We start from the raw sequence: 24,886 nt of genomic DNA, 5'->3' as shown, positions 1-24,886 counted from the left end.
ACTCACACCATATCTCCGAGCGTTTCAGCTCCGTCGTGAAGTGTTCCGAAAACCGGGGAAAGAAGCGCTCAAAACCATCCTCGAAACTGCGCTATGACTCACCAACAATCTCCGCCACAAGAGCGTTTACCGCACTCGCTGCGGTCATGCTGTTACAGCAAAGCGGAATGTGATAATTCGTAACAGTTGGAAATCCCGAGTTCAACAAGTCTCTCGGTCTCCTCCGGGCTGGTGCTGGATTGCCCACCTCGCTCGCAAGGCTCGTGCTTGAGTACGAGGCCGTCATTGGGGAACGAGAGTCAGGACGGGTTGTGCTGTCTCTCGATGCCGCTCCTAGGCGGACCTAATCGCTGGCAAGTTCGCTGGAAGGCCAGTACTGTTTGCCGCCGTAATCGCTGCGGCACCCCTTGTCACTGGCGTCGGGATGGCACTCACCTTCCCAGCGTTCGAGATGTCCTGATATGCCGGGTTCATCATTGTATCAACCACGTACGGAACAGTGTTCTTCTGGCTCTCGGCAGCATTCTCGATTTCTCTCTCGACCTCACATCGGGTTATCGCCGCCGCGTTCGGGAGGTACATCGGGCTAATCCTCGTCTGGAACCCGGTGATCAACCTCACGGAAATCATCCTCTTTCGAGGGCGCCCAACGCCGACCCGTAAATCGGAATCGTGGGTGACGTTCCTGACCTTCATCGGATCGGACACGTTGTTTTCGTACCTGCTCAGTCAGGCGCTCGACATCCGAACTGTCCCCGCTGTCGTTGCAGGGGTCGTCGGCCACGTTCATCGCTCCGCCAGTTGCAGTCCTGGCACTCGCAGCGTGGGCCGTCATTCCAGTGACCGCTAGCTATGTCTCGTTTCGTCGAAACGACCTGTGAACCACAGATTCACTCGGGTCATTGGGGCGAAATCAAAACGTAGGTCGACGATTAGTAGGCTTGATTCGGGAGTTGATGCCAAAGATCGGTGATTGGCAGAGCCGAGACACCTATTTCCGAATCGAGAACCCTGACGAGAGCAATCGTCGTTAAATCTGTGGACTGCTATTCGGCTCGGTCTGATGACGACATCTGAGGCCCTACACCCGTCTCAGAGGAACGTCTCGACTTGCCGTCGACGACGTGGAACCCTCCGGTTTCGTTCCGTCCGGTGAGTTCACGTTGCGGGAACGGGATTTTGATTCCCTCCCGTCGGAACGCGGCCTTGACATCGTGGATGACTACTTGGGTGGCTCGCCATTTCCGTTGTGGAGTCGGTTTGTCGACCCAGAATCGCAGTTCGAGTATCACGGCCGAATCGTCGAACCGAACTGGGAGTACCTGCGGGGCGGGCTGACTCATGATCTCCTCGAGTTCCGTGAGCGCCTCCAGAGCCACAGCTTCGGCATGGTCGGGATCAACGCTGTAATCGATTCCGACTTCGACCCGGAGCCGGAGTTTTCCTTCGATACTGCGATTGATGATCGTTCGATTGTTCACGGCTTCGTTCGGGAGCACGACGTGTTCGCCGTCGAGATTACGGAGTCGGACGTTGTTGATGGTGATCTCGGTGATGAATCCCTCGTGATCGCCGATTCGGACCCAGTCCCCGATGGCGAACGGGCGCGAGAGCATGAGAATAAACCCTGCGAGAATCGATCCGAGCGTCTCCTGGGCCGCAAATCCCAGCACGATACCAAGGACGCCGGCTCCCAGCAGAAGATCGCTTAGCTGGACACCCCACAGTGAGAACGTTCCGAATACGGCGAAAACGTAGATCACGACTTGAGTGATGTAGTAGCTGACCCGACGCTGGTGGTCGGACGTGACGCGGTGTTTCGAGCTGCCACTGCCGAGGAGGAACCGCTTCAGGATACGGGTGACGGTGTATGCGGCGACGAACAGGAGTATCGAAAGTAGGAGGCGGACACCAGCCTCGATACCGAATTCAAGCACACCAACGACCGAGAGTGCGGTCCCAGCCGCGTTCCATCGGAGCATCAAGACGACGGCGGCGACGCTTGCCACCACTAAGAGGAGTCCTGCCCGGACTACCTCGGCATTCTCCGTTCGAAGTCGGGTCTTCAGGCGCTTCCCGAGGTACCAGATCACAGCGCCGACGATGACTGCTGCAGCGACGACTGCCACAGTTTCGGTGAACCCCGTGCTAGATTGAAGCGGGACGAGGAAGAACGAGAGCATAGACACAAGCGTTGGCACGTCTCCTATGATAATATACGGGGTATAGACTGGGTAGTATCGTGGATTTGCACGGTATTCGGAGGAGGTGTCCGAGAGTTTTAAGTACACCTGACTAATTAGTTAGTAAGTATGTGCAGGCCAGGTATTCAGCATCCATGAGTGAGTCACAGAATTCGTTGAAAAATACGGTACAGGCGTGGAACGAAGAGGGCCGTCTCTATGTCGTCGTTGGCTTGATCGCGGCGATACTCTCGCTCGTGTTTATCCCCTTGTTTGGCCTCCTCGCCGTGTATTGCGGGTACAAGTTATACGATACCCAAGAGAAAACAGTACTGTCTATCCTGATGGCCGGGCTCGGCGGATTTGGGTTTCTGTTCTGGGTCTATTTCCTCACTACAGTATAAGCTCCCGAAATGATGACTGCTCCATCTACTGAACCAGATATCGCCTGGTGTCACGAAGCGGTACAGGACGTCTCGCGCACCTTCGCCTTGACCGTTGACGTACTGGAAGAGCCGATGTCGTCGCACATCTGCCTGGGGTATCTGCTATGTCGCGTCGCCGATACCATCGAAGACGCCGGTCATATCTCACCTGAATCGCAAGTAAAGCTCCTACGAACGTTCGACGCTGCGCTCGATCCCGCCAGCAACGGAACGATGAACGAGTTCCGGGCAGCGGTCGACGGTTGGTTGCCACCGTCAGTCGACCGCAGCGCCGACTGGTCCGTCGTCGCTCAGTCACCGACAATTTGGGCGACATTCACTAACCAGCCGGAATCCGTACAGACGGCCGTCGTTCCGCTGGTCCGGGAGATGGTTGACGGAATGACGATGTTCGTTGAGCGGTACGCAGACACTGGTGGGCTCCGTATCAACGATCGCTCCGAGCTCGAACAATATTGTTACTACGCTGCTGGTACTGTCGGCAGGCTTATCACGAATCTCCTTACCCGGGAGAACGTCTCTCAGAAACGCGCTCGACGGCTGTACGACACAGCGGACGAGTTTGGACTCCTCCTACAGATGGTGAACGTTTCGAAGGACGTGTACGACGATTACACAGAAGAAAACAACGTCTATCTCCCGGCCGAGTGGCTCGCTGACGAAGGGATCGATCAAGAATCTATCCTCCGCACCGACAATCGAGAACCAGCTGCAAAGGTTGTCGAACGGACAGCCTCCCACGCGAGGACGTTCCTCGATGACGCCCAAGCGTATATTGAGGCGATGCCACTCACGCACGGTAATACGATTGCCGCGTGGTCCATTCCGTATTTGCTGAGTGTGGGAACCATCAGAGAACTCAAGTCACGTCCTGAGGACGCGCTCACCGAGTCTGGTGTGAAAATAACGCGGCAGGAAGTGTTAGCCGTAATGGAGGCGGCTAGTACCGCTGATCGTAACGCGATTGCTGAGCTCCGCGAAACTATCGCGCACAAACCGTACCACCAAGCCCTCGACTAACGATACTCCTATTCTTGGATCGGTGGAAGTATTCGTGGATCTGAGTGGACAGAACCGTCCGTACATCATTGTAAAAATATTTAGATAGCTAACTGTGTGCGCCGTCACACCGCGATTTCGGAAACACAGATCAACGAATCATCGACCGAGAAGTCAGAGGTACGTTTGGTAGGAGATTACGTTCCCGTTCCAATTCCCGTCTACCGCATACTCAATGCGATACTGATTGCTGGGTAACGCACAATGGCGGTGAACGATATTCTAATGCTATTCTGGCCTCTGCTTGAATTCAAGGACCAGAATATACCTTCGACTCCTGTATCTAGCTGGCTCTCCGTTCTATGTATCCCCGCTTCCACCTGTGTCCGCTCTGAGGACGGCGTTCACGTATTCGTCCGCGGTTCGTCTGGCCGTTGCGAGCGTTTCAGTCTCGTCCAGAACGACTGCTCGAGTGCGCCCCCCGTCGACGATGGTCATGAGTGCTCGTGCTACGTGTTCGGAGTCAACGTCAGTGAATGTGTCTTCACTGATGCCGTGATCAATCACAGTCCTGAGCAGGTATCGGACGTACTCGTCGTTCTGCTGGAATCGGTCGGCGAACGCTTCCTTGTACGGCGCTTGACTCCGCATCTCCAGCATTGCGATCAACAAGTCGTGGTGGTCCTCCGGAGCCACGAGCAGCTTGTCGAGTAGAAGTTCCAATCGCTGTTCGGGAGCTGTTGTCTGAACCTCATGTATCGTCTCGCCGAATTGGTCAAGGACATAGTCCAGAAACGCGACAAGGAGGTCATCTTTTGTGTCGTAGTGGTAATGAACGGCGGCGGTCGATTTCCCGTACTCCTCGGCAATACGTTTGATCGTGAGATCTGCGTATCCGTGGTCGCGAAGCGCGCGATAGGTCGCACGCATAATCTCCTCGTCAGGATCTGACGAAGTCCGATCTGGCGGGTCGGCCATTAGTAGAATATTCATCCTGCTCCCAATAACAGTTTTGACACACTCATCAGAACCGGTGTCGCGATATCCTCCCGTAGCGGTTGGTTGGACGGAAGTCTCGATGGTCTCCGGTTGAGTTTTACACTTCCGAAGGTTTTTGACTAATCGGTTAGTAAGTGAGATATCGACTACATGGCAGACGACCCAGCCATCGAGATCCTGGATGCAACGTACCGTGCCCTCTGCGAGCATGGCTACGCGAATCTTACACTCCAGGATATCGCTGCCGAAGCAGCCACGAGCAAGTCGTCCATCCACTACCACTACGATTCCAAAGACCAGTTGTTCGTCGCCTTCCTCGACGACCTGTACGACCGATTCACCGACCGAGTGGACTCTCCCGAGGGAGACACGCCCTACGAACAGCTTACCGGGCTCCTACAGGTATTACTGACTACCGGCGCTGAGCCGCCGCTGAGAGAATTCCGAACCGCGATGCTCGAACTGAAGGCACAGGCCCCGTACAATTCGATTCTACAGGAACGCCTCACCGACTTCGACGAGTTCCTGATCGAACGGTTGCGAGAAATCCTCGCGGCTGGCGTGGACGACGGCGAGTTCGACGACGACATTGAGCCAGCCCGCGACGCAGAATACCTCGCAACGACGATCACCGGCGCACACACTCGCCACGTCGCCATCAACCACTCCTCTGACCAACTCTACGATACGATGACCAGATATATCAAGCGACATCTACTCGCCGACGAACAACCGGAGGTCGCACAGTAATGGGCATTCTCAGCCGCATCAGTTCGCTCTTCAAGGGTCCAGAAGAGTTCGACCTCACATCGGGCGGAATCGCGAAGCCACTATTTTTTCTCTCGATGCCGATCGTGGTCACAAACCTCTTCCAGACCGCGTACAATCTGGCGGACACGTTCTGGCTGGGCCAGTACAGTACGGATGCACTAGCAGCGATCAGTTTTGCGTTCCCGATGGTGTTTCTGCTCATCTCACTGGGAATGGGTATTTCAGTCGCAGGAAGCGTCCTCGTCGCCCAGTTCACGGGCGCCGACGAGGAGCGGGAAGCCGAGTACGCGGCGTCTCAAACCGTGACCTTCGCAGTCATCGCGTCGGTGATCCTCGGCGTCATCGGATACTTCGCCATCGAAGACTTCCTCGCAGTAATGGGTGCGTCACAGGATGTCCTGCCGCTAGCGACGAGTTACATGGAGGTCATCTCACTGGGGCTGCTGTTTATGTTCGGTTTCGCGGTGTTCATCGCGCTAATGCGAGGGTACGGCGATACCATCACCCCGATGCTGGTGATGTTCGGGTCGGTCGTCCTGAATATCGTCATCGACCCATTCCTAATCTTCGGGTTTGAGAACAACCCCGTTTTCGGGATGTTCGGACTTGGTAGTCTCGAATCCACGCTATTCGCCGTAACCGGCTACACGGGTTCCGGTATTACCGGTGCGGCACTTGCAACTGTCTTTTCCCGCGGACTCGCGCTGGTCGTCGGCCTTGCAGTCATGTTCCGCGGGACACGCGGCGTCCAGATCCACATCCGTGATATGGTTCCGAACCTCTCCTATCTACGACGCCTCGTCCGGATCGGGTTACCTGCTTCGATTGAGGGGATGGGGCGAGCGCTATCGATGAACCTCTTGCTGTTCATTGTCGCGTTCTTCCCGGATGCGGTCGTCGCGGCTTACGGTATCGGCACGCGGGTTTTCTCGGTTATTTTTCTCCCCGCCATCGCGGTTGCTCGGGGGGTAGAGACAATGACCGGCCAAAACATGGGTGCGGACAAGCCGGGCCGTGTCGAAAAAGCGGCGGGGCTGGCGTCGAAAGTGCTCTTCACCGTCCTCACGGTCGCGGGAGTCGTTGTCTTCTTCGTCGCAGCACCCATCGCTGACGTGTTCACGACTGACCCCGAGGTCGTTGACATCGCCGCGCAATTCCTTCGCTACGTCGCGTTGACCTTCGGGTTCATCGGGATAATGCGAGCCTATACGGGCAGCTTCCGCGGTGCCGGCAAAACGCTCACCGCGGCGGCGATCTCCGTTCTGATGCTCGGGATCATCCGGTTCCCAATTGCATGGACCGCCTCTGGACCGCTCGGTGAACGCGGGATCTGGCTGTCGTTCGCGATCTCGAACGTCGTTGGAGCGATCATCGCCTACGCATGGTACCGGCGCGGCACATGGCGGGAGAGTGACTTGACCGAATCCAAAGTGGACCTCGACGAGGCCAGTGTCGAGACAGCAGCAGGTGATGACTGAACCGATGAGTGACATAGAGCCTGTCCACCGCTCACAGATCGAGCGCCACTTTGAGCAGGTGCTCAGCACCCCGGACGAGGCCAATCTCCCACTCGTCCAGGATGTACTGGACGATAGCCCCGACAGGTGGTACGGACAGGTGGTGGTGACCGTATACGACTCATTGTCAGATCACCAGGACCGAGAGGCTGTCCTGCCTTACGCCGCCGCGGTCGAATTACTCCGGGGATACGTTCGTCTCCGAAACCGGCTACTCCTCACCCTCACTGATAAACACGCGCATTCTATTACCCTGGATCCGACAGCAGCACTACTGGGCGGTGATTATCTGTATACGGCGGCATTCTCGTCACTCCATTCAGGACCCGATTCCTCGTCGGGCGACTGTTTCGAGATACTGACGACAGCTCTCGAAACTATCACGGAGGCATTTGCGCGCACCTACACCGCGGCCGGATCCACAGGCCACGACCAGGCGAAATTTCTCGATGACACTGCGGGGAGTCTCGGTGAAGGTGCGGCCGCCCTTGGAGCGACGCTGGCTGGTGTCGACGAACCGGTTCGCCGACACTGCGAACGACTCGGTCGCGGGCTCAGTACCGCCCGACAGATCAACTACGTGCTCGATACGGATCCAACCGAGGCGATGGTTGTCCCACCCACGTTCGATGAGTCACAATTTCGTCGGTATGCAGAACAGCGGCGAGATGACGCTGCCCAGGCTCTCAACACCCTGTCAGAGACTGTCGACGTAACGCCTCTACAAGCGTTCGCCGAGGGAACTGTAACGAGACACGACCAACAGAGCTCAGCCACTAATGACGACGCACTCGATTAACGTCCCGGACGCTTGGCAGGTTCACACTGCAAAGGGAAGATACGAGGAGACGATGTTCGAGTTTCAGTTCGAGGGCCCTGCCTCTACCGCCCAGTCTGTACGGGTCGTGGGGCAGAGTAGTACTGAGTACGACGCCATCTATACAATTACGGTCGTCATTGATGACGGAGAAGAACGGTCAATGATTGCTGGTATGTCTGAAGGGGAGGCGATGGAGACGACAGAGGAATTGCTGCGCCCCCTCCAGCGGTTATTCCGCGCTGAGGCTCGGACTCTTGACGAACTTGACGCCGAAACAGTAGAAGCGATAGTCGGTCGATATCGATACGGCACACTCAGATATCGAATCCGAGCGATCCTTGATTCGCTCCAGAACACATAGGGAACTGATTAGATACAGAAGATGGCCACAGAATCTGAAGACGCTGTCCTCGAAAAATTGGCGTCAATCCAACAGGCATTCGATTTGGAAGCGAACATTCTACAGTACGGTGAACTTCTGGTTACAGAACTCACGGCACGAGAACTGCAGATCCGATTCCCAGCCCGTACTGCCGCAGCATGCTACCTCATAGCGTGCCGCTTACAAGAGATTCCGATTCGCGTGACCAGAATTGCTGACACCTCTGCTGCTACCAAATCAGAGATCCTCAATGAAATGCAACGGGTCTCAGACGCATTGGATCTCGGAATCCCGAATGACGATCCAACTGTGATCCTCGAAGAGGCGTGCGAGGACCTTTCGCTCTCCGCCGACATCCAAGCTCGCGCACAACAGATAGCACAACTGGGTGTCGAAGCCAAAGTCACCAGTGGCGTCTCCCCGTATTCGTATGCAGCAGCTGTGCTCTACTTCGTCAGTTCAGCTGCCGAACCCGACCTCTCCCAAGCCGACATCGCCGAACAATTCGGCGTATCTACAGCCTCCCTCCGAGAGAGACGTGACGACTTACTCGAAGCAACCGGAAGCCACCTATTCGAACTTCAATATCCGGCATCACCGCCCGAAGCCACATGGCTGGTTGACGACCTACTCTCCGACGCACGGACTACACAGTGGGCAACGGGAAAGCGTCATATGGGTGTTCTCGCTGGAGCGTGGTTGTACGCAGTGAACAGATATCATGTCGATTCCAACGTGGCAGAACTCGCAGATATAACCGGGGTGAGTAAGTCGACCATTCGTGCCCGCTATCGAGATTTCATCGAGCATGTTGGAACTGCTGATACCGGCCTAGATAGTAGAGATAGAGCAGTCATTTGGATACGGACGAAAACGCATAGTTAGCTACGGACCAACGTTCCGATCATACATGTACACAATCGCCGATCTACCTATCGAGAATACCCTCCAGACCGTCGAATACGACCTCGGGCTCGAATCGGCACTCCGGCAGATGTTCGAGAACAGCTACACCCAGATCGGTGTCGAACGTGACGGCGAGCTCGTCGGAATTGTCACCTACAGGTCCGTGGTCCGGACCCTCCTTGCATTCCAGCGGCTGGAGGTCGGACACAAAACGCTCGATAAGATCTCGGTCGGAGCGGCCGTCGAAGATGCACACACCATCAGCGAGGACGAGAATCTGCTCGCCGTATTCGATGCACTCGCGGAGTACACGTACATCATAGTCGACCGAGAAGACGAGTGGCGGATTCTGACCGACTACGATCTCTTGACGCGACTGAAACAGATGCTCGAGCCGTTTCTGTTGATCGAGTCGATCGAAATGCAGTTGCGTGATGTTTTCACACGTGTGTTCGGGGATTCGCTGTCGGAGCAGTTGGGCGAAACGTTCGACGAGGAACACCCACTGCCAACGCCGGCGTCGATTGAACACTGCAGTTACGCACACTACGCCCAATTCATCTCCATTCACTGGGAGGAGTTTGAATCACTCTTCGACGACCAACAAGACGTGATTCGCGAGTTAGTACTTGAAATCGGAGATATGCGAAATCAGCTCTTCCACTTTCGAGTCGACGACCCAGACGAATTCGACCGAGACCTGCTTCGCTTCGGTCAGTCGTACTTCTCCTCAGTGTAACTTCTGACTTCGTGCACTGGCTGTCCTGAGTATCATACGGCTTGATAGCAAATAGTCCAATTTGCTTGGACTCCATGCATTGAGATCCATAGTCTCAACTATTGTGCAGCTATTGCTCATCGAGGCCCAGCTCTTCCTCGATCGACGACTCTCCTAGCGCGGCTCGGACCGCTGCCGGGTAGAACTCCTCGTTCTTCGGCATGTCCTCGCCGTGGCGGCGTCGCCACTCGACATTTAGCTCCGAGTAACGGAGCTGGAGATCATCGACAAGCGTCTCGGGGAGGTACATGTTCACGTTCTTCCGCTCCCGAACAGTCCCGCTGCTCTCCTCGCTCTCTGTCGTCGTTGAACTCTTAGACATCTTTGATATTTTTTTGCTCTTTGAGGTCTTTGACGTATTCGATTCTTCTGATGTCTCTACCGTTTCCGAGCTCAACGAGTCGTCCTCGTGGCCGGCGTCTTCGTCCTCGTGGTCGTATCGATCGTCCCAGGGGTTCCGGTCCCGCTTCTCGTTGCCGTCAGGCATTGGGGTACTCCTCCAAGTGGCGGGCGACGTCGAGGTACACCTCTTCCATGTCGCTGTCCTCATCGTGCTCGAAGATGGAGACGCCGGCGTTCCACGCACGCTGTAGAGCGACACGTTTTCTGATCTCAAAGACCTCACAATTCTCTCTGTCCTCAAAGACGTCTTTGAACCACTCCATCATCTCCTCGGCCTCGCCGTCGACGCCGACCTCATTCGCAACGAGTCCAACCTCGTCCACGTCGCCGAACGCAGACTCGATACTCCGGAGCTGCTTGAACAGGAGCTCGATTGCGCGGATGCTCGTCGACTTCGCCTGCGCGGGGATCAAGACGTTCCCAGTCGCGACGATCGCGTTGTCGGTGAGCACACCGAGGTTTGGGGGACAGTCGACGAGGATGTAGTCCCAGCGCTGGTCGGCGTCGCTCTCGTCAAAGAGCATGTTGAGGCGTTCCTCGCGCTTCATCACGTTCGCGAGCTCGTCCTCGGCGTTGATCATCCGCTCGTGGCTGGGGACGACGTCGACCTCCTGATGCTCGACGACCAGCTGCTCAAGGTCGCCCATCCGGTCGAGATCAGGCAGGACATCAAACAGCGAGTCACGGTCGGGATCGTCGTACAGATCCTCGAAGCCGAGCCCCTCAGTGGCGTGCCCTTGCGGGTCGAGATCGATGACGAGAACGTCGTGGCCGCGCTGGTTCAGTGCACCGGCGACGTTCAGCGTCGTGGTCGTCTTCCCAGCACCGCCTTTCTGGTTGGTAACTCCGAGTCTCATACGTGTCTTTGTCCTCAAAGAGAGCAAAGATATCGGAGAGTCTTAAGAGTACGTCAGACGCTCATAGAATGTTGGTTGTGGATCACAGATAGTTCAGACCTTCGAACGGGTACCTACGCGGAACCGTCGCGGAACCGTTCGATCGGGATATCGGAGACATCGTCATAATCGTCGTCACCGCCAACTAAGAGCGTCGCGTCGACGTGTTCAGCTGTTGCCAGTGCGAACGAGTCGCCGAGCGCAGGATTATACCTGAGCGTATACTCCGAGGCGTCCGTCCAAGTATCGCCGACATCCACCGTTTTGATACCGAGATCGGTCAGCCAGTCGAGATACTCGTCGGCTGTGTCGCGGTCGTACTTCCGGGCGATTGTATACCGGATCTCAGCGAGATTCACGTAGCTGGCGTAGCCGACGGTGTCTTCGACTGCGACCGCGTCGAGATACTCTTCTACAACCTCGCTGCCTGGTTCATCGTCGGCGTGTGCTATCAGTGGCTCGGCGTCGAAGACAACGCGGTCAGGAACCGACATTACTCTTCAGTTGAGAACTGCGAGTCGCGTTCTTTCCGGTCCTGGTCGCGTTTCTCTTTGAGGATCTCGGACGCAGGCTTGTCCGTACTCGCTTCGCTACGGGCGGCAAAGCCGCGCATCTCCCTCGGTGAGCGGACCTGTTCAACGATCACCTCCCCATCTTCGGTTTCCCGGAACAACACCTTCCCAGGTGCTTCGATTCCGAGCTTCTCACGGAACCGTTTCGGGATGGTCGCCTGGCCGTGCTTAGTGACAGCGACAATCTCTTTTTCAGAGTTATTTGACTGTTCTGTCTTACTCATAGTTCATAATTAGATCTCGATCATAATCAAATTTTCTTCTCATTGACAAACAGGTGGTGCTTCTCTGTCGGGTGTTTGGTCGAGTTCGAAGTGTGGTTCAGCTTTTGAGGGACGTGAAATACTAGAGTCAAACAGTCCTCGAACGCAGCGGCTCGATCATCCGTCGTAGTGGCTCTGTTGAAATCCTCTTCTTCAGATAGGTTCTTGTCTGAAACAACTGGTCACTGAAAGGTGCGTATCAATCGACGATTCGCCTCAATGCCAACAGTACTACGCAAAGCGAAAGGAGCGCTAGGCTCTCACTGAAGGAAAGAAACGGAGTAAGATTGAGCGCTCATAGGAAGCAGATTGTTGGTCGAAGTAGTGATGCCTTGTTTTGCCGCCGAGTAACGATAGTTTCAGACGCTGTCACGGCGTTCTTCCGTCAGATTAACCGGGGATTGGACGCCGTCTGGCGATATGGTATCGCTCAGACGGCTAGCGCGGATGTGTCGAAACCTTGCCAAACAGCACGTTGACGATCCGGACGTACCCGCCGCGCCGGATGGCGCGGACGGGTACGCCGAGTGGGTACAGATTGCGTTGATCCTGTACCGCGTCGAACTCGAAAAGAGTCTCCGTGAGACCGAAGACTACCTCAACGAGATGTCCGGCGTCCTCGCCGTGTTTGATCTTCACGAAGCACCGCACTACAGTTCGTTTTGTCGGTGGGAAAACGAGTACCGGATGCGTGAACTCCGCTGCCTGCTCCGCACTTCGGCGGAGCAGGCGGGCTGGAGTGGTGAAGCTGCAATTGACGCAAGCGGGTTTCAACGCGATCAAACGAGCTACCACTACCGCGACCGCGCGAACTACTCGTTCCAGTCGATGAAGACGACGATATTGATCGACGTGAACTCGCTGGCGATCAAAGACGTTCATTTCACGACGCAGAAGGCCTGGGACGGTCACATCGGGATGCAGGTCTTCCGCGTTCCGGCGGAAGACCTGCGTGTGTTGTCCGCTGACGCAAACTACTCGTGGGGAGAGCTTCGTGAGGAGTGTCGCTCCAACTCGACGCGACCGTTGATCAAGCACAGGGAACAGACACCGTTGCAGAAGGCCCACAACGCCCGGATGAACGAAGACTACAACCAGCGGTGGATGAGTGAAACGGGCTTCTCGCAGTTGAAGGAAGACGACGGCGAGAAGCTGCGCTCCCGGATCTGGCACGGCCAGTTCCGGGAGCTGACTCGGAAGTGCATCATCCATAACCTAACGCAGGCGGCGAGTTAGAGGCTCGCCGCCTGCTCCCCTTCTCCGGACGTATCCGGGAGAGGTATCGCCGTCGTCACCGGACCAACGGAACAATGTACGATAGTTGTGACCCTTCGGCAACCGCCGTGGGTGACAGCTATTGCATCTTCTGACTCCACGTACGCGCTTCTAACGGCGTGAGACTACGGATAATCGGTAGTTCCCATCGTTCTTGATTGCTGATCCTATTTCTGGAGGGAAATGAACGAGATCAGAGCGACCGATTCATCGAGTCGAACAAAGACGGCGTTCTCACGCCAGTGAGAGCGCCGTCAGTCCAGACGAGAACCGAAGCTGTCGCTCACGTACAGGGCTGCCGCTGGACGCGGGCGGCCTCAGCCCGCGTCCAGCTCGCTGTAGGTCGCCGGGATGCCGACACCGTTAGTTGATGCTTCCCACTTCCGGCGCAACGCCTCGTCAAGCGCATGATCAATCCACTCTCGGAACACCTCGAAACGGAACCAGACGGGCAGTGCTCGCCCGCCGCGGCACGGCGTGGCGAGCACGCCCCACCGAACGATCACCCACAGATTCCGCAACAGGAAGCTCACGAGGATGAACAACAACCGCACCGCTGGATCAGTCGTACTTGTCCGCGCACGCGCTTCCCGCATCGTCCGGAAGGCTGTCTCGATCGCCGAGCGTTTCTGGTAGAGAGCTTCGACTTCCTTCGGCGTGCGATCAGCCAGATCGCACGCCACGTACGCCCGGACGAGCAAGCCGTGCTTGCCTCGGTTCCCCTGCTGATAGGAGACACAGACCGCGAGCGGGAAGCGCAGTTCCCGCTCGCTTCCCTCGTACATCACGTACTCCGTCCAGTAGGAGACTGTCGTGTCCAGTTTCTCGGCCATCCGTTTCCCCCGGCGGATGATCGGGAGAGCGACTGGTGCCTCGGCACCCAGTCGCTCGATCGACGTACCGTTGTAGAATCCACGGTCAGCGAGGAGGCCAGCGATCTCGAACGGGAGGGCCGCGACGTGGTCGAGCAGTCGCTCGACCGCGTCGCACTTGGGTTCGTCGCCCCGGACAGGTGTGACCGCGACGACGAGTGGCTTGGCCCGACAGAGGACGAATCCAGCGAGGTAGCGATGGCACCTCCCAGTGCCATCGCGTGGTTTCGTGTGACAGAGTTCGCCAGCTTCGGCGTGTGGACAGCCGTGGTAGTGGATATCGACGAAGTCGAGGCAGATGATCCTCGGGCTGGGGCCGAGGATCATCGCCGCCTGCTGAACCAAGAGGTCGTTGACGACGGCTTCCAACTCGTCCGGTGGAACGGTGTGAAGCTGTGTAAGCGTGTAGTCGTCGGAGTACGTCCTCCGAGTGGTGTCGGTAACAGCTTTGATCGACTTCTGATCGACGGCTGCTTGGGTAACCGTTTCCCAGATGATCCCGGAGTCGAAGACTGCGGCTTCGACTCCGGGGAGAGGAAGCTCCAATAGAAGACTAACCGCTAAGCTTTCGAGGTCTGAGGCTGTAAGGACAGTGTCTGGGTGGTAGAGAAATCTCATACACACCCATCCAGATGCTTCCTGAGAATCTAATCCTATCAGTTGTGACTATCCGCTTACCTGATGGGAACTACCGACATTGAGTGGCCCAAATATAACTCGACGCCGCTATACGATCGTACCTCGCTTGGCGGATTAGAATCGGACGTTCGAGTCGTCTCGAGTGTCTGGTTTACGCACCCGGACCACGACTCGATTGAAGAGTTCGTCTGCGAACTTCCGCTGGCCTACTTTCGCTTCGAGGCCCACGATTGCTACGAAAACTCGACACGCTACGAGATGGATACCCTCTTTCGCATGTTCGTGCTGAAAGAACTCCACGGGTGGGAGCACGAAACAGAACTCCTGGAGTACCTTGAGAGCCGGACCACACTCTGCGAACGTCTAGAGTTGGGAACGGTTCCCGATCAATCGACGCTCTGGCGGACCTGGAACAAACGCTTCACGCGAGATCTCCGGGAAACGGTTCGGACAGCGGCTCGCACAATCCTCATCAAAGCGGAAAACGCGGATATCGCTGTGCCACGCGAACCAGACCGAAACCTCCCGGATCGAGGCGACGACGCTACTGAATCGGACCCAAACGACCAAGCCATCCTCGACAAGGCAGGGACGATTACCAAGCACGTCAGCCGCGTCGTAGTCTCCGCGTTCTCGCTCAATCGTGGCGAGGGTTGTGAGATTCCCGAGAACGCCTACTGGGGCTTACAGACCTATCTCGGGCTCCGCGAGAACTTGGCCGCCAACGAAGGCGCTCGTAGCTTCATCCACGAGTCGACGCGTGATCGAACACCACTCGGACACGGTCATCGCGACCAGATTCGTGACCTCCCGATCGAGCAGATTCGCGAGATGTACCGACAGGCGGTCCGACAGCTCATCAACGAGCTCGCGGAGACAGGGGAGTTCTTCCGGGCGGGTATTGTCGCCATCGACATCACTGAGGACGATCCCTTCACAGGCGACCGCACGGGACACGAGGACGAGATTATCGGGACGAAGGAGAAGAACGACGAGTACGCCTACCAGTGGGCGACAGTCCAGCTGGTCGGCAACGCTGTCCCGCTCGTCCTTGATGCCCGCCCAGTTCGACGAGGTGAGTCACGCAAAGAGATTGTCGAGGACTTGCTGGACTCGGCTGAAGGGCTAGTCCATGTCGATAACGTGCTGATGGATCGGGAGTTCGATAGCCAGCACGTCCTGGAGATGATCAGCCAGCGTGGGCTCTCCTACGTCGTGCCGAAGCGGATGCAGACTAGCGAGAAAGCCCAGGCGAAGCGGTTGCTTCAGCGCAATCAAGACCGGTACGAGACCGACCGCAAACTCCATCTCGGGAAGAACGAGTGGCACGAGACGACGCTGATCTACCGCCGGAAAGACGATTCTGAGCATGACGACCACCGACAGTACTCGGTGTTCATGACGAATCGAGGGAGTGAACACCTCACGGAGTACAGCTACCGGTGGGAAATCGAGAGCGGCTACAAATCGATAAAGCGGTTCATGGCGGCGACGACTTCGAAGGATTTCGGGTTGCGGTTCTTCTACTTCGCGTTTGCGTGTCTGCTCTACTCGATTTGGCGAGCGGTCGATCTGCTTATGCAGGTCGAACTGACCGGGGAGTACAAGCACGCGCCGGTCGTGACGGCCGATAACACACTGACGCTGCTGAAGAAGGAGACAGGTATCGGATAGCAAGGGTCTCTCTCCGTGAGAGCGCAGCGTCTGAGTGGCAACACTATCCAGAGTCTCGGAAATCCGCTGGAATAGTTGCCTGTGGAACAAGAGCGGCCGTTCAGAAACCGATCTGACGCAGATTCCGCTCATCAATTCGGGCGATACCACGCATTACAGCCCCGCTGAACCCGGTGTAGTCTCAACTTCCCCGCAGCGTTGCTCCAACACAGATTCGGCGTTTGGATTTCTACAAACCACCAACCAGACGACAGATGGTGCGTCTCGCGCTTGACCTGATTGCCAACAGGCGCTTCGGAGGATGCCGTTACAGCGTGTCGATTCTCAGCGCCTCACCTTCCCAAACAGTTATCGCCTACAATCGCCTACAGTCAACTACAAAGAGGATTCCACCATGCCTGTCGACCTTCGAACTCACGACCCATCCGACGACGTCCATATCAACCCGCGTACGAACAAGGCTGCTATCATCCGCGTCCTCTATACGAATCCCAACTATGGGTTCACCCCCTCTGAGATCCACAACCGGCTTGATGACATCCCAAAGGGAAGTATCACGGGCACGCTCACCCGTCTTCTCAACGACGGCGACATCGGCAAGACCGCTGACGGCTACTACCACGCCCTTGAGGGCCGTGATGACCTCCGGCGATTCGCCCGCGGCCTCGTTCAAGTTCAGGCTCTTACCGAACGCTACGACGATGACTTCACTCCTGACGATATCGAACAAACGGACGACCACCCCACGAGCGACGCACACTCCGAGACCAGACAGCACAGCGGTGCCGACGAAGAACCTGTACCCGAAGACTGGATTGAGAGCGTCGACGACTCCGAACAGGCGTAGCGACTCGATATGACATGGTATTTTCAGGGCAGTCTCGTCTTTGCGGTCGACCCGACGGGAGCTCATACGAACCCACGGCCTGTCGTTGTTATCTCAGATGCCGACCGGCCCTACTTGGAAGAGGAAGCAACTGTTGTTTGTCTCGGCACGAAGGCCGACGAGCGGTACAAGCACTCAACGCCTGTTCTCCCGAACGATGTTATCAACAATGCCCACCTCAAGAAGACTACGTACGTCCTCCCGTGGGCGATTTACACGGTCTCACTCTCCAGTATAGACGATACTCTTCCACGGGGACGGCTCACCGACGAAGGTATGGACCTCATCGCAGACGCTGTCGACGATATGATTCGGCCGTAGAACACGAAATTGGCTTTAGACTAGCTGAGAGAGCTCTTTGGTGTTTCACACTACGCTTCGCAGGTGTAGGCTCGGCCAGTATGGTGGAATTATCTGAGAGCGCACTTCGAGCAGTTTCACGACGAGCTCGGATCTGACGGAACGCAGCACAGTAATTTGTTGCCCCTAGCATCTTAGGAGTACTCGTGAACCTTTTGTGTCGTTCGCAAGTTAACAGGGCCCGACGGAGCGATCACGCCATCTACTCGCGTCGTTATCTACCCATGCGGTATCACCTCACACGTGTGACCGGAAGATGATTCCGAAACGCATAGAGGATCGGTTCGGGAAATGACATCCGTTACGTATGCCCTCCACCCACGACGAATCCGCCATTCTGGCGACCGATCTCCGGAAGACCTACAGCTCAGAAGTCGCCCTCGACAGTCTCACGCTCGACATACCGCACGGGACCGTCTACGGCTTTCTCGGCCCGAATGGTGCGGGGAAGACGACGACGATGCGGCTCCTTACCGGTCTCAGCGATCCGGACAGCGGATCGGTACGCGTCTGTGGCGTCGACCCGAGCGACCGGCGTGCGATCGCCGGTCGGGTCGGCTATCTCCCTGAGACGCCGCCGTTGTACGACGAGTTCAGCGCCCGCGAACAACTCGAATACGTCGCCGACCTTCGCGACATTTCGCGGTCCGTTGCCCGAGAGCGCATCGGCGAGTACCTCGACCAATTCGGGTTAGCCGGTGACGCGGATAGGCGGATCGACGGGTACTCGAAGGGAATGAAACAGAAGACTGCGTTCATACAGAGCGTCCTGCACGAACCGGATGTCCTGTATTTAGACGAACCGACATCGGGGCTTGACCCCCGAGCGGCGCGCACTATCCGGGAATCGATCATCGCGTTTGCCGACGCAGGGACCACGGTGTTCCTCTCAACACACATTCTTCCGGTGGTCGAAGCCGTCGCTGACGAAGTCGGGGTGTTGTTTGACGGAAGACTCGTCACCGAGGGGACGCCCGCCGAAGTACAGGCCCGTGCGGAGACTGGCGAGAGTGGATCCCTCGAAGACGCGTTCCTCGCCGTCACGAGCGAACCCGAAACGGACGCGGCCTCTCGGAGAGAATGAGCGTCCGACAGGACGTTCGCCACGGGCTCCGAATTGGGCGAGCGGAGTTCGTCCGAAGCCTCCGTGGGTACCTCGGAAACCCTCGTCGAGTCCTTGGACTCCTGCTCACGGCGCTGTTCTTCGGCGGCGCACTCCTGTTCGCGCTGCCAACGGCGTATGTGCTCGGGCAAACCGCGCGCTCCGTGGCGGCAGTCCCGTTCTTTGCGCCCGCTGCGACGCTCGTTCCTCTCGGTCTCCTGTCGGTATCGGTGTTTCGGACCCTCGAACGACTCGGACACATCGACGGTGCGGATTTCGTCCTGCTGGCGGTTCACCCGCGAGCGGTCGTTATCGGGCTCATCACAGCGGAGGTGGGACGGCTTTCCCTGTGGTTCGGGATCCCGATCGGGGCAGTGGTCGTCACATTCGCACTCGGAATGGGCTCGCCGCTGCTCGTTGCTTTGGGCGGGGCGATCACGCTGCCGCTCGTTTGCTGTGCCGCCGTCTGGGGGTACGCCGGGGGAATTGCTGTGCTGCGACTCCTGCGGAAACTCCCCAACCTTCGCCGTCTCCTGAAAGGGGTCGGTATCCTCGCGATGGTCGGACTCGTCGTCGCGTCGCAGTTCGCCGGGCAGTTCATCGTTGAATCCGACCTCTCAATACAACGGCTGTTGTCGACAGTAGCGTTCGATCCCCTCGTGGAATACGTTGCACTCGCGTTCGTCGGAACACCAGTCTCCAGACCGACCTCGATAGGGGCGGTGGCGGTGCTCGCGGCGTTAATCGCTCTCACGCCGGTCGGTCTCGCCGTCTCGACCAAGCAGGTCTCTACGCTCTGGTTTACCGATTCAGTCGGTAACAACGAGCCGACGCAGGTGCGGCGATCGAGTGGCGGATTCTCTGCTCCACAGCCGTTCGCATGGACTAAACCCAGTCGTATCGCGTGGGGGATTCTCGTGCGCGGTCGCCGTGATCCGGCGGAGTTGAGTCATCTCTTGATTGCCGTCTTTTTTATCGCACCCTTTGGGACGATGTTTCTCGAGTTTTCGGGCGACGCCCTCGGACCCCTCATCACTGGAGGCGGCGTCGTTCTCGCAACATACCTCTCAGGCGCAACCTTTGGGTTGAACCCGCTTGGTGACGATCGGCCGCAACTACCGTTCCTCCTTCTCACCGAGACATCATCCGCGGCTCTCGTCCGTGGAAGGCTCCTCGCCGGTGTTGCGGTTGGAGTGCCGATCGCTGTTCTCAGCTCGTTCGTCTCGATCTTTTTCGGGATAACGGTGCTTGAGGCGATGGCGACCGCCGCCGTCGGAGTTGTAATGTGTCTCGCTGCGTCAATGTTTGCGGTCGGCATCGGCTCGGCGTACCCAATCTACGAGGAGCGCGAGTTCTGGGGGACGGAAACGGTCGTCCCGTCGACGCTCGTCATGATGGTGTACCTGTTCGTCGTGGGGGGTGGAACGGTTCTTGGGCTGTTCGTGACGTGGTTCGCAGTCACCGGAAACGTCGTGTTGACGCCTGTATTCGGCGTGCTCTTCGGTACGTATCTACTGTTGACGGGCGGCGTTTCGTATGGTTCCTACCGCTATGCGCTCCGGCGGTACCGACGCTATACCCTGGCGTGACCACGCCGTTTCAGATGGGCTGTCCGCCGAGCACACTTGCTGTCAAGCCGATTGATGACACACCGGTGGGACATTCCACCTTGTGAGCCCTGCGAGGTCAACAGCCTCGGGGTCAAGCCCCGTGACATCTGCTTTGTTGATCTGTGAACTGTTCGGCGTCCCCAATTGGGGCGCGCTTGGTGATATCCCTCTAGAGGGATAGCACGGGCCGTACTGATACCGGTCACTCGATGTCGTAGCCCCACTCTCGAAGGACATTGGCGACTTCGTCTAGATGTTCCATTCCGACGAGATACGCCGCCTCTCGGGCGTCAGTGAGTTCGACATCGTCACCAAGTCGTTCTTCAAGCGCAGGCCGGAGCTCCCGACGTTCCCGCTTTACCGTGTGTTCTGTGTAGTGGATCGTCTTGTGGTCCCGATCGTCTTTCACTCCATCGCGACGGTGGATCCACGGCAGCGTCGCCTCGACATCACCGGGATGATCTGGGACGCCCGGCATCGCTGTCGTCGAATCTGGCTCTCCGGTTTCCTCGTGGAGGTCCTCGTGGTGGGGCTCAAGAGCCGGATTCGCAGAGTCTTTGTCAACGTTGTCCTCCTGATCGTCATCGTCTGCGAACGGGTCATCGCCGGCACCGGACTTCATCCCGTTCGGCATCAGGCGCTCACCTCCTCGAGATGTCGCGCTAGCGTGTGGAGCTGCTCAAGCGTCTCCATCTCGTGATCGCGCTTTCGGTCGCGGACCTCATCGACGTACGAGAACGCCGTCCGCTGGGCGTCCCAACACCCCTCAAACAGTGACGCCCGCTCACCGATCGCGACCGGCGCATCGTAGCCGAGTTCGCGGATCCTTTCGAGGTAGCGTTGCTGGTCCGCGGTCCGACCGACGCCGTTCGGAACGACCGCAAGGACGCCGACCGTCACACCGACTGTGTCCTCAAAGCCCTGGACGACGTCGCGAAGCCCCTCGATCGACTGCATACCCTTCCCAGTCGGCTCTAGTGGGATCACAAGCGAGCGCGTCGCGGCGATCGCGTTGTAGAGGTGCGGGCCCGCGGTCGCTGGTGGATCGACGACAATTGTGTCGTACTCGTCGGGGACGTCGGCGTCGAGTAGCACCTCTCGGAGTCGGTCCCAGCGGTCGAACTCCTCGCCGAGGTCCTCCGCCATCGACTCTGCCCGGCCGAGGAGATCGCCGAGATTCTCCAGCATGTTGTGGCTTGGTACGAGGTCGAATCCGTATGCTGTCTCCTCGACGAGCTCATGGAAGTCACCCTTCGGCCGGTCGATAAGATGTCGGGCGATGTTGTCGGCGTCGCCGTCTTCACGTGGGGCATCGACGCCGAGGAGGTACGTGAGAGAGCCGTTCTGTGGGTCAAGATCGATCGCGAGGACATCGTGACCGTGCTGGGCGTGGGCATCTGCGAGATTCGACGCGAGCGTCGTCTTCCCGACGCCCCCAGCCTCTGAGTACGTCGTGTACGTGAGCATGTTATATTAGTTGGACTGTCTGATAATAAAGACACGTCAGACAAACCATCTGGTCTAACTAGTTGTACTAACTAGTTGTACTAGCTAGTACAACTATATGAGGAAATAGTATAACTACTTAGTACAACTGTTCAGACTAACTGATTAGTATGACTACTTTTGCTATGAGTAGTGAATTGCCACTCCCACATTCGCTATCTCAATAGCAAGTGGTATAGGCTGTTCTTTAGATCATATCTACTGATGAGTGCGCCGCTGCGTGACATCAGATTGGTTCGTAATGGTGAGCAGCAGCGCGCTCCAAACCTCATCGGTCTCGACGAATCAGTTACCACGGTTGATGGAACACGATACACTGTCGTGGTCGCTGTTCGTACCGCCCGAGAGAACGATATCTCTCTTCTTCGGGCTCTGATTGATCATGACCTCTACCCGTTTGAGCACAAGTCATCGTCACTGCTCCGTTACGGCGGTGTCTCCCCACAAGAGCGTGCTACACGGGTTCAAGGACTTATTGAGGATCTTCGATCTCTCCCGGTTTCTTGGAGCGCTATCTTTTGGGAAGGTCCGCATCGGGCTGCTGAACTCGCAACATGTGCGGTTACCGCTGCGAAAAAATCGATTACCAATCCATTGCAGACCGGAGATATCGCGCATGGATGTGGCCGGACAGCCTTCCTTCATGATGGTAGCGAAGATTCTCACAGTAACTACTTCGAGCAACTGAAGGTGCAGGTGCCCTCAGCATTCGACACTAGTTTCCAGCAGTCTATCTGCCCGGTCTTGCTGACATTCATGGAGAATGCTGATCGAACATATCCCGCGACGAATACTGCGGACTACATCGCTGGCCACATTGCCCACCAGCTGGAAAGCAGTCAATCTGACCTCCCGTCTCAAGTTCTTGAGTTCGACCCGTCATGGGTAGATCCAGCCCCCCAAGCAGAGGTCCCCTACCGACTCGACTCAGTGCGACCAATTCGCGAAGAAGGTGGTCGTTCCCGTGTACTCGCCTGGATTCTGGGAAAGGGCATTCCTAGAAACCCATCACCAATAAATAGAGACCCATACCGAGACCATGTGGAACAAATTGCGGATGACGCTGTCCGATCGTATCTACTTGAGGAGTTCTAGATACAAAGACCGGATGTCGTCGGACCGTGAGCCACTACCTCACTATCCTAGCCGGGAGAGGCGGCGCGTTACGCTAACCCCCTCTCCCGCATCCTCACATGTAGATACCCCGGTCTGAATAATAAGCATTGCGGCTCTGTTGAAGCCATCAGCAGCTGATAGTTAACACTACCAATCGCTCAGTACAGGGGATTCACAGATCGCTCGATACAGAGCATGTATTAGGAGGTCAGAGCGGAAATGCGACATCGAGAACTGTTAGAATCAGAATGAGAAAAGCAGTGCCAATAACAAGAAAGAGCGAACCAGCGGAGATAGTGAACTCAGCGGGGTCGGTTCGGAGAGACTCGTAGCCGGAGCCAAGCACCAAGGCACCCCCACTCACCGCGAAGAGGAGTGGAACAATCCCCCCGTCTCCGGTAGCGAATGAACTGCCTGCGTTGAGGAGAAACGACAATCCCCACACGGCTAAGGAGGCTTGATACAGATATAATCGTTCCATAGTTGCCACATTATGTTTCATAACTAAACGGTTTGGATACCCGGATGACTCCCCGTTCGGTATGCAGTAACAGTCTACCAACTGTTTCAAGCAAGCATATGTCCGAAGAAGAGGACTTCAACAGAGCCTACAATCCCTATTAATTACCGGAGTGATCTGTCCCGAGTACAGCAGTTCAGTCACTCGTCGTGGTCAATATACCCGGCTTCCCATTCAGTCCGAGCTTCAATCTCTCTAGTGCCACGACGAGTAGTGGTGTACTCGTTGGTCCGTCGGTCCCGCTGACCTTTTTCGATGAGTCCCTTCTCAACGAGCGTATCGAGATTGGGATAGAGCCGGCCATGATGAATTTCTTTTTCGTAGTAGTCCTCGAGTTCGTCTTTGATCGCGAGTCCGTGGGGGTCATCAAGTCCGGCAACTACGTACAGCAGATCGCGCTGAAAGCCAGTAAGATCGTACATGTCGCAATTTGCTCATTCGAGTTTTGAAACACTATTGATCTGGAGGCGGCGTGTCATAGAATCCGTCTCACACCCCTCTACGCAGTGATTTTGGGGCTTCATCTCACGCTTGAGTCGGTGAAATACCGTATTCTCGTCTCGATAGCTGGGCTATCGTGGAGTGGATGCTACAACGTGGACCGGAACTCGGTAGAGAGCGTTTTCAGGTCTATCGTAGCGATTTTGTCAGTTGCGAGAAGTCGAAGCCGTGGGCGACCGACATCTATTGGGACTTTTTCAGTCTCGATGAGGTCAGCGTCTTCGAGTGCTGATTTGGCCCGTGAGAAGGTTGCTTTCGAAGCGATACCCGCATCTTCTCCCCATTTCGAGATATCGTAGAGGAGGGTCTCGTTGCGGGCTGCGAGGATGAGTATAATCTCGACGATACTGAGGTATTCGTTGCTCTTGGAAATCTCTTCAGCGTGTGCGAGGACTTGGTTGAGCTCGTCTGCGACGTCGTCGCCGATCTCTTCTCGGAGTGTTTCTTTCACTACTGAGAGGGCGGGTGTCCGGAGGTGATACTGCTCGGCGGCTTCGAATCTGGAGTCAAACTCACTGTAGACTGTTGAGACCAGTTCGGGGTCCGAGCTCGAGATACTGTGCTTGTCCATCACAGGAACGACAGCCTCAGACTCGGTTGTGAAGATGGTATTCTGGACTGGCTCCGTGAGTGTCCGGAGGCTGAGTTGCTCCCGGTGGATGAGTTCGGCTATCTTCGAGGCCGTGAGGAAGCTGTAGAGGGCGTCTTTGATTTCAGCTGAGTCTGCGAGGAGCTGGATCTTGGGCTGGTCCTCAACCGTTACGGCTTCCTCTGCGAAGGCTGCGATTTGTTCAGAGCGGGGATTGATATAGAGTGCTGGCTCGTCTCGGTCGGGGATCATCTGTGTGAAAATATGTTGTTTGGCCATTTTCTGTTACTTTGCGGAGATGT

General features: G+C 56.7%; 28 protein-coding genes and 1 pseudogene. 16 read left to right on the top strand and 13 right to left on the bottom strand.

The features are described 5' to 3' along the window. Window positions 1-97, top strand: a pseudogene (locus EXE46_RS14325) (IS1595 family transposase); the annotation flags it as partial. 236 nt (window positions 98-333) lie between these two features. Here EXE46_RS14325 and EXE46_RS14320 read toward each other — a convergent pair. Together EXE46_RS14320 and EXE46_RS14315 are read right to left on the bottom strand one after the other, a co-directional pair. After that, entirely contained in the window at window positions 334-582 is a 249-nt protein-coding gene (locus EXE46_RS14320) for a hypothetical protein (RefSeq protein WP_137689051.1), read from the bottom strand. A 464-nt stretch (window positions 583-1,046) separates the two neighbouring features. Continuing rightward, window positions 1,047-2,183, bottom strand: coding sequence for a mechanosensitive ion channel family protein (locus EXE46_RS14315; RefSeq protein WP_241981576.1), 1,137 nt, complete (start codon window positions 2,181-2,183; stop codon window positions 1,047-1,049). 155 nt (window positions 2,184-2,338) lie between these two features. On the opposite strand from EXE46_RS14315, the gene EXE46_RS14310 reads away from it, so the two are divergent. Continuing rightward, the gene (locus EXE46_RS14310) at window positions 2,339-2,587 is read left to right on the top strand and encodes a hypothetical protein (RefSeq protein WP_137689050.1); all 249 of its coding nucleotides are present in this window, start codon (window positions 2,339-2,341) and stop codon (window positions 2,585-2,587) included. Between the two features lie 9 nt (window positions 2,588-2,596). Next, on the top strand, window positions 2,597-3,649 hold the full coding sequence (locus EXE46_RS14305) for a phytoene/squalene synthase family protein (RefSeq protein ID WP_137689049.1): 1,053 nt from the start codon (window positions 2,597-2,599) through the stop codon (window positions 3,647-3,649). A gap of 339 nt (window positions 3,650-3,988) precedes the next feature. Here the strand turns inward: EXE46_RS14305 and EXE46_RS14300 are convergent, their stop codons facing one another. Then, window positions 3,989-4,606, bottom strand: coding sequence for a TetR/AcrR family transcriptional regulator (locus EXE46_RS14300; protein WP_137689048.1), 618 nt, complete (start codon window positions 4,604-4,606; stop codon window positions 3,989-3,991). Between the two features lie 171 nt (window positions 4,607-4,777). On the opposite strand from EXE46_RS14300, the gene EXE46_RS14295 reads away from it, so the two are divergent. From EXE46_RS14295 to EXE46_RS14270, 6 genes are read left to right on the top strand one after another with little or no spacing between them, the layout of a single operon-like run. After that, window positions 4,778-5,377 (top strand): TetR/AcrR family transcriptional regulator, encoded by a 600-nt coding sequence (locus EXE46_RS14295; protein ID WP_137689047.1) that lies wholly within the window; start codon window positions 4,778-4,780, stop codon window positions 5,375-5,377. After that, complete coding sequence (locus EXE46_RS14290; RefSeq protein WP_137689046.1) at window positions 5,377-6,876, top strand: MATE family efflux transporter; 1,500 nt, start codon at window positions 5,377-5,379, stop codon at window positions 6,874-6,876. The genes EXE46_RS14295 and EXE46_RS14290 overlap by 1 nt, the downstream gene beginning before the upstream one ends. Window positions 6,877-6,880: 4 nt before the next feature. Next, the gene (locus tag EXE46_RS14285) at window positions 6,881-7,714 is read left to right on the top strand and encodes a polyprenyl synthetase (RefSeq protein WP_137689045.1); all 834 of its coding nucleotides are present in this window, start codon (window positions 6,881-6,883) and stop codon (window positions 7,712-7,714) included. Further along, window positions 7,695-8,096: a hypothetical protein gene (locus EXE46_RS14280; RefSeq protein ID WP_137689044.1), complete on the top strand. Its 402-nt coding sequence runs from the start codon at window positions 7,695-7,697 to the stop codon at window positions 8,094-8,096. The genes EXE46_RS14285 and EXE46_RS14280 overlap by 20 nt, the downstream gene beginning before the upstream one ends. A 21-nt stretch (window positions 8,097-8,117) precedes the next feature. Further along, window positions 8,118-9,002 (top strand): transcription initiation factor IIB family protein, encoded by an 885-nt coding sequence (locus EXE46_RS14275; protein ID WP_137689043.1) that lies wholly within the window; start codon window positions 8,118-8,120, stop codon window positions 9,000-9,002. A gap of 25 nt (window positions 9,003-9,027) precedes the next feature. Continuing rightward, window positions 9,028-9,762 (top strand): CBS domain-containing protein, encoded by a 735-nt coding sequence (locus EXE46_RS14270; RefSeq protein ID WP_137689042.1) that lies wholly within the window; start codon window positions 9,028-9,030, stop codon window positions 9,760-9,762. Window positions 9,763-9,871: 109 nt separating this feature from the next. On the opposite strand, the gene EXE46_RS17235 is transcribed toward EXE46_RS14270, so the two are convergent. The 4 genes from EXE46_RS17235 to EXE46_RS14250 form a co-directional block, all read right to left on the bottom strand. Beyond that, the gene (locus EXE46_RS17235) at window positions 9,872-10,288 is read right to left on the bottom strand and encodes a hypothetical protein (protein ID WP_199234183.1); all 417 of its coding nucleotides are present in this window, start codon (window positions 10,286-10,288) and stop codon (window positions 9,872-9,874) included. Continuing rightward, window positions 10,281-11,060, bottom strand: a complete 780-nt coding sequence (locus tag EXE46_RS14260) for a ParA family protein (protein WP_137689053.1) — start codon at window positions 11,058-11,060, stop codon at window positions 10,281-10,283. Before EXE46_RS14260 ends, EXE46_RS17235 begins: the two co-directional genes overlap by 8 nt. A gap of 113 nt (window positions 11,061-11,173) precedes the next feature. Continuing rightward, complete coding sequence (locus EXE46_RS14255) at window positions 11,174-11,593, bottom strand: PIN domain-containing protein (RefSeq protein WP_137689041.1); 420 nt, start codon at window positions 11,591-11,593, stop codon at window positions 11,174-11,176. Then, the gene (locus tag EXE46_RS14250; protein ID WP_137689040.1) at window positions 11,593-11,895 is read right to left on the bottom strand and encodes an AbrB/MazE/SpoVT family DNA-binding domain-containing protein; all 303 of its coding nucleotides are present in this window, start codon (window positions 11,893-11,895) and stop codon (window positions 11,593-11,595) included. Before EXE46_RS14250 ends, EXE46_RS14255 begins: the two co-directional genes overlap by 1 nt. 459 nt (window positions 11,896-12,354) lie before the next feature. Here EXE46_RS14250 and EXE46_RS14245 point away from each other — a divergent pair, with 459 nt between their 5' ends. Continuing rightward, window positions 12,355-13,170 carry an IS5 family transposase gene (locus EXE46_RS14245; protein ID WP_137689039.1) on the top strand — a complete coding sequence of 272 codons (816 nt, stop codon included), beginning with the start codon at window positions 12,355-12,357 and terminating at the stop codon, window positions 13,168-13,170. Window positions 13,171-13,526: 356 nt separating this feature from the next. On the opposite strand, the gene EXE46_RS14240 is transcribed toward EXE46_RS14245, so the two are convergent. Beyond that, the gene (locus EXE46_RS14240) at window positions 13,527-14,699 is read right to left on the bottom strand and encodes an ISH3 family transposase (RefSeq protein ID WP_137689038.1); all 1,173 of its coding nucleotides are present in this window, start codon (window positions 14,697-14,699) and stop codon (window positions 13,527-13,529) included. A gap of 63 nt (window positions 14,700-14,762) precedes the next feature. Here EXE46_RS14240 and EXE46_RS17450 point away from each other — a divergent pair, with 63 nt between their 5' ends. The 5 genes from EXE46_RS17450 to EXE46_RS14215 all read left to right on the top strand — a co-directional run bounded on the left by EXE46_RS17450 (window position 14,763) and on the right by EXE46_RS14215 (window position 20,331). Next, a complete protein-coding gene (locus EXE46_RS17450; protein WP_137689037.1) occupies window positions 14,763-16,394 on the top strand; it encodes a transposase in 1,632 nt (543 codons plus the stop codon). A 394-nt stretch (window positions 16,395-16,788) separates the two neighbouring features. Beyond that, window positions 16,789-17,241 (top strand): PaaX domain-containing protein, encoded by a 453-nt coding sequence (locus EXE46_RS14230; protein WP_137689036.1) that lies wholly within the window; start codon window positions 16,789-16,791, stop codon window positions 17,239-17,241. A 9-nt stretch (window positions 17,242-17,250) separates the two neighbouring features. Then, window positions 17,251-17,601, top strand: a complete 351-nt coding sequence (locus EXE46_RS14225; protein ID WP_137689035.1) for a type II toxin-antitoxin system PemK/MazF family toxin — start codon at window positions 17,251-17,253, stop codon at window positions 17,599-17,601. A 346-nt stretch (window positions 17,602-17,947) separates the two neighbouring features. After that, window positions 17,948-18,724: an ABC transporter ATP-binding protein gene (locus tag EXE46_RS14220; RefSeq protein WP_137689034.1), complete on the top strand. Its 777-nt coding sequence runs from the start codon at window positions 17,948-17,950 to the stop codon at window positions 18,722-18,724. Then, window positions 18,721-20,331, top strand: coding sequence for a hypothetical protein (locus EXE46_RS14215; RefSeq protein WP_137689033.1), 1,611 nt, complete (start codon window positions 18,721-18,723; stop codon window positions 20,329-20,331). Before EXE46_RS14220 ends, EXE46_RS14215 begins: the two co-directional genes overlap by 4 nt. Before the next feature lie 223 nt (window positions 20,332-20,554). Here EXE46_RS14215 and EXE46_RS14210 read toward each other — a convergent pair whose 3' ends face one another. Both EXE46_RS14210 and EXE46_RS14205 read right to left on the bottom strand, forming a co-directional pair. Next, window positions 20,555-20,986, bottom strand: coding sequence for a DUF3067 family protein (locus EXE46_RS14210; protein WP_241981573.1), 432 nt, complete (start codon window positions 20,984-20,986; stop codon window positions 20,555-20,557). Then, a complete protein-coding gene (locus EXE46_RS14205) occupies window positions 20,986-21,819 on the bottom strand; it encodes a ParA family protein (protein ID WP_137689032.1) in 834 nt (277 codons plus the stop codon). The genes EXE46_RS14210 and EXE46_RS14205 overlap by 1 nt, the downstream gene beginning before the upstream one ends. Window positions 21,820-22,062: 243 nt before the next feature. Here EXE46_RS14205 and EXE46_RS14200 point away from each other — a divergent pair, with 243 nt between their 5' ends. Beyond that, a complete protein-coding gene (locus EXE46_RS14200) occupies window positions 22,063-22,953 on the top strand; it encodes a hypothetical protein (RefSeq protein WP_137689031.1) in 891 nt (296 codons plus the stop codon). Window positions 22,954-23,182: 229 nt separating this feature from the next. On the opposite strand, the gene EXE46_RS14195 is transcribed toward EXE46_RS14200, so the two are convergent. The 3 genes from EXE46_RS14195 to EXE46_RS14185 form a co-directional block, all read right to left on the bottom strand. After that, complete coding sequence (locus EXE46_RS14195; RefSeq protein WP_137689030.1) at window positions 23,183-23,455, bottom strand: hypothetical protein; 273 nt, start codon at window positions 23,453-23,455, stop codon at window positions 23,183-23,185. A gap of 179 nt (window positions 23,456-23,634) precedes the next feature. Continuing rightward, window positions 23,635-23,916, bottom strand: a complete 282-nt coding sequence (locus EXE46_RS14190) for a helix-turn-helix transcriptional regulator (protein WP_137689029.1) — start codon at window positions 23,914-23,916, stop codon at window positions 23,635-23,637. A 167-nt stretch (window positions 23,917-24,083) separates the two neighbouring features. Further along, window positions 24,084-24,836 carry a DUF5821 family protein gene (locus tag EXE46_RS14185; protein WP_241981572.1) on the bottom strand — a complete coding sequence of 251 codons (753 nt, stop codon included), beginning with the start codon at window positions 24,834-24,836 and terminating at the stop codon, window positions 24,084-24,086. Window positions 24,837-24,886 lie beyond the last annotated feature (50 nt).

This window comes from Halorubrum sp. GN11_10-6_MGM, assembly GCF_005435165.1.
Lineage (GTDB): Archaea > Halobacteriota > Halobacteria > Halobacteriales > Haloferacaceae > Halorubrum.
The sequence above is the reverse complement of the archived record's forward strand: the minus strand, read 5'-3'. Positions and strand labels throughout refer to the sequence as shown.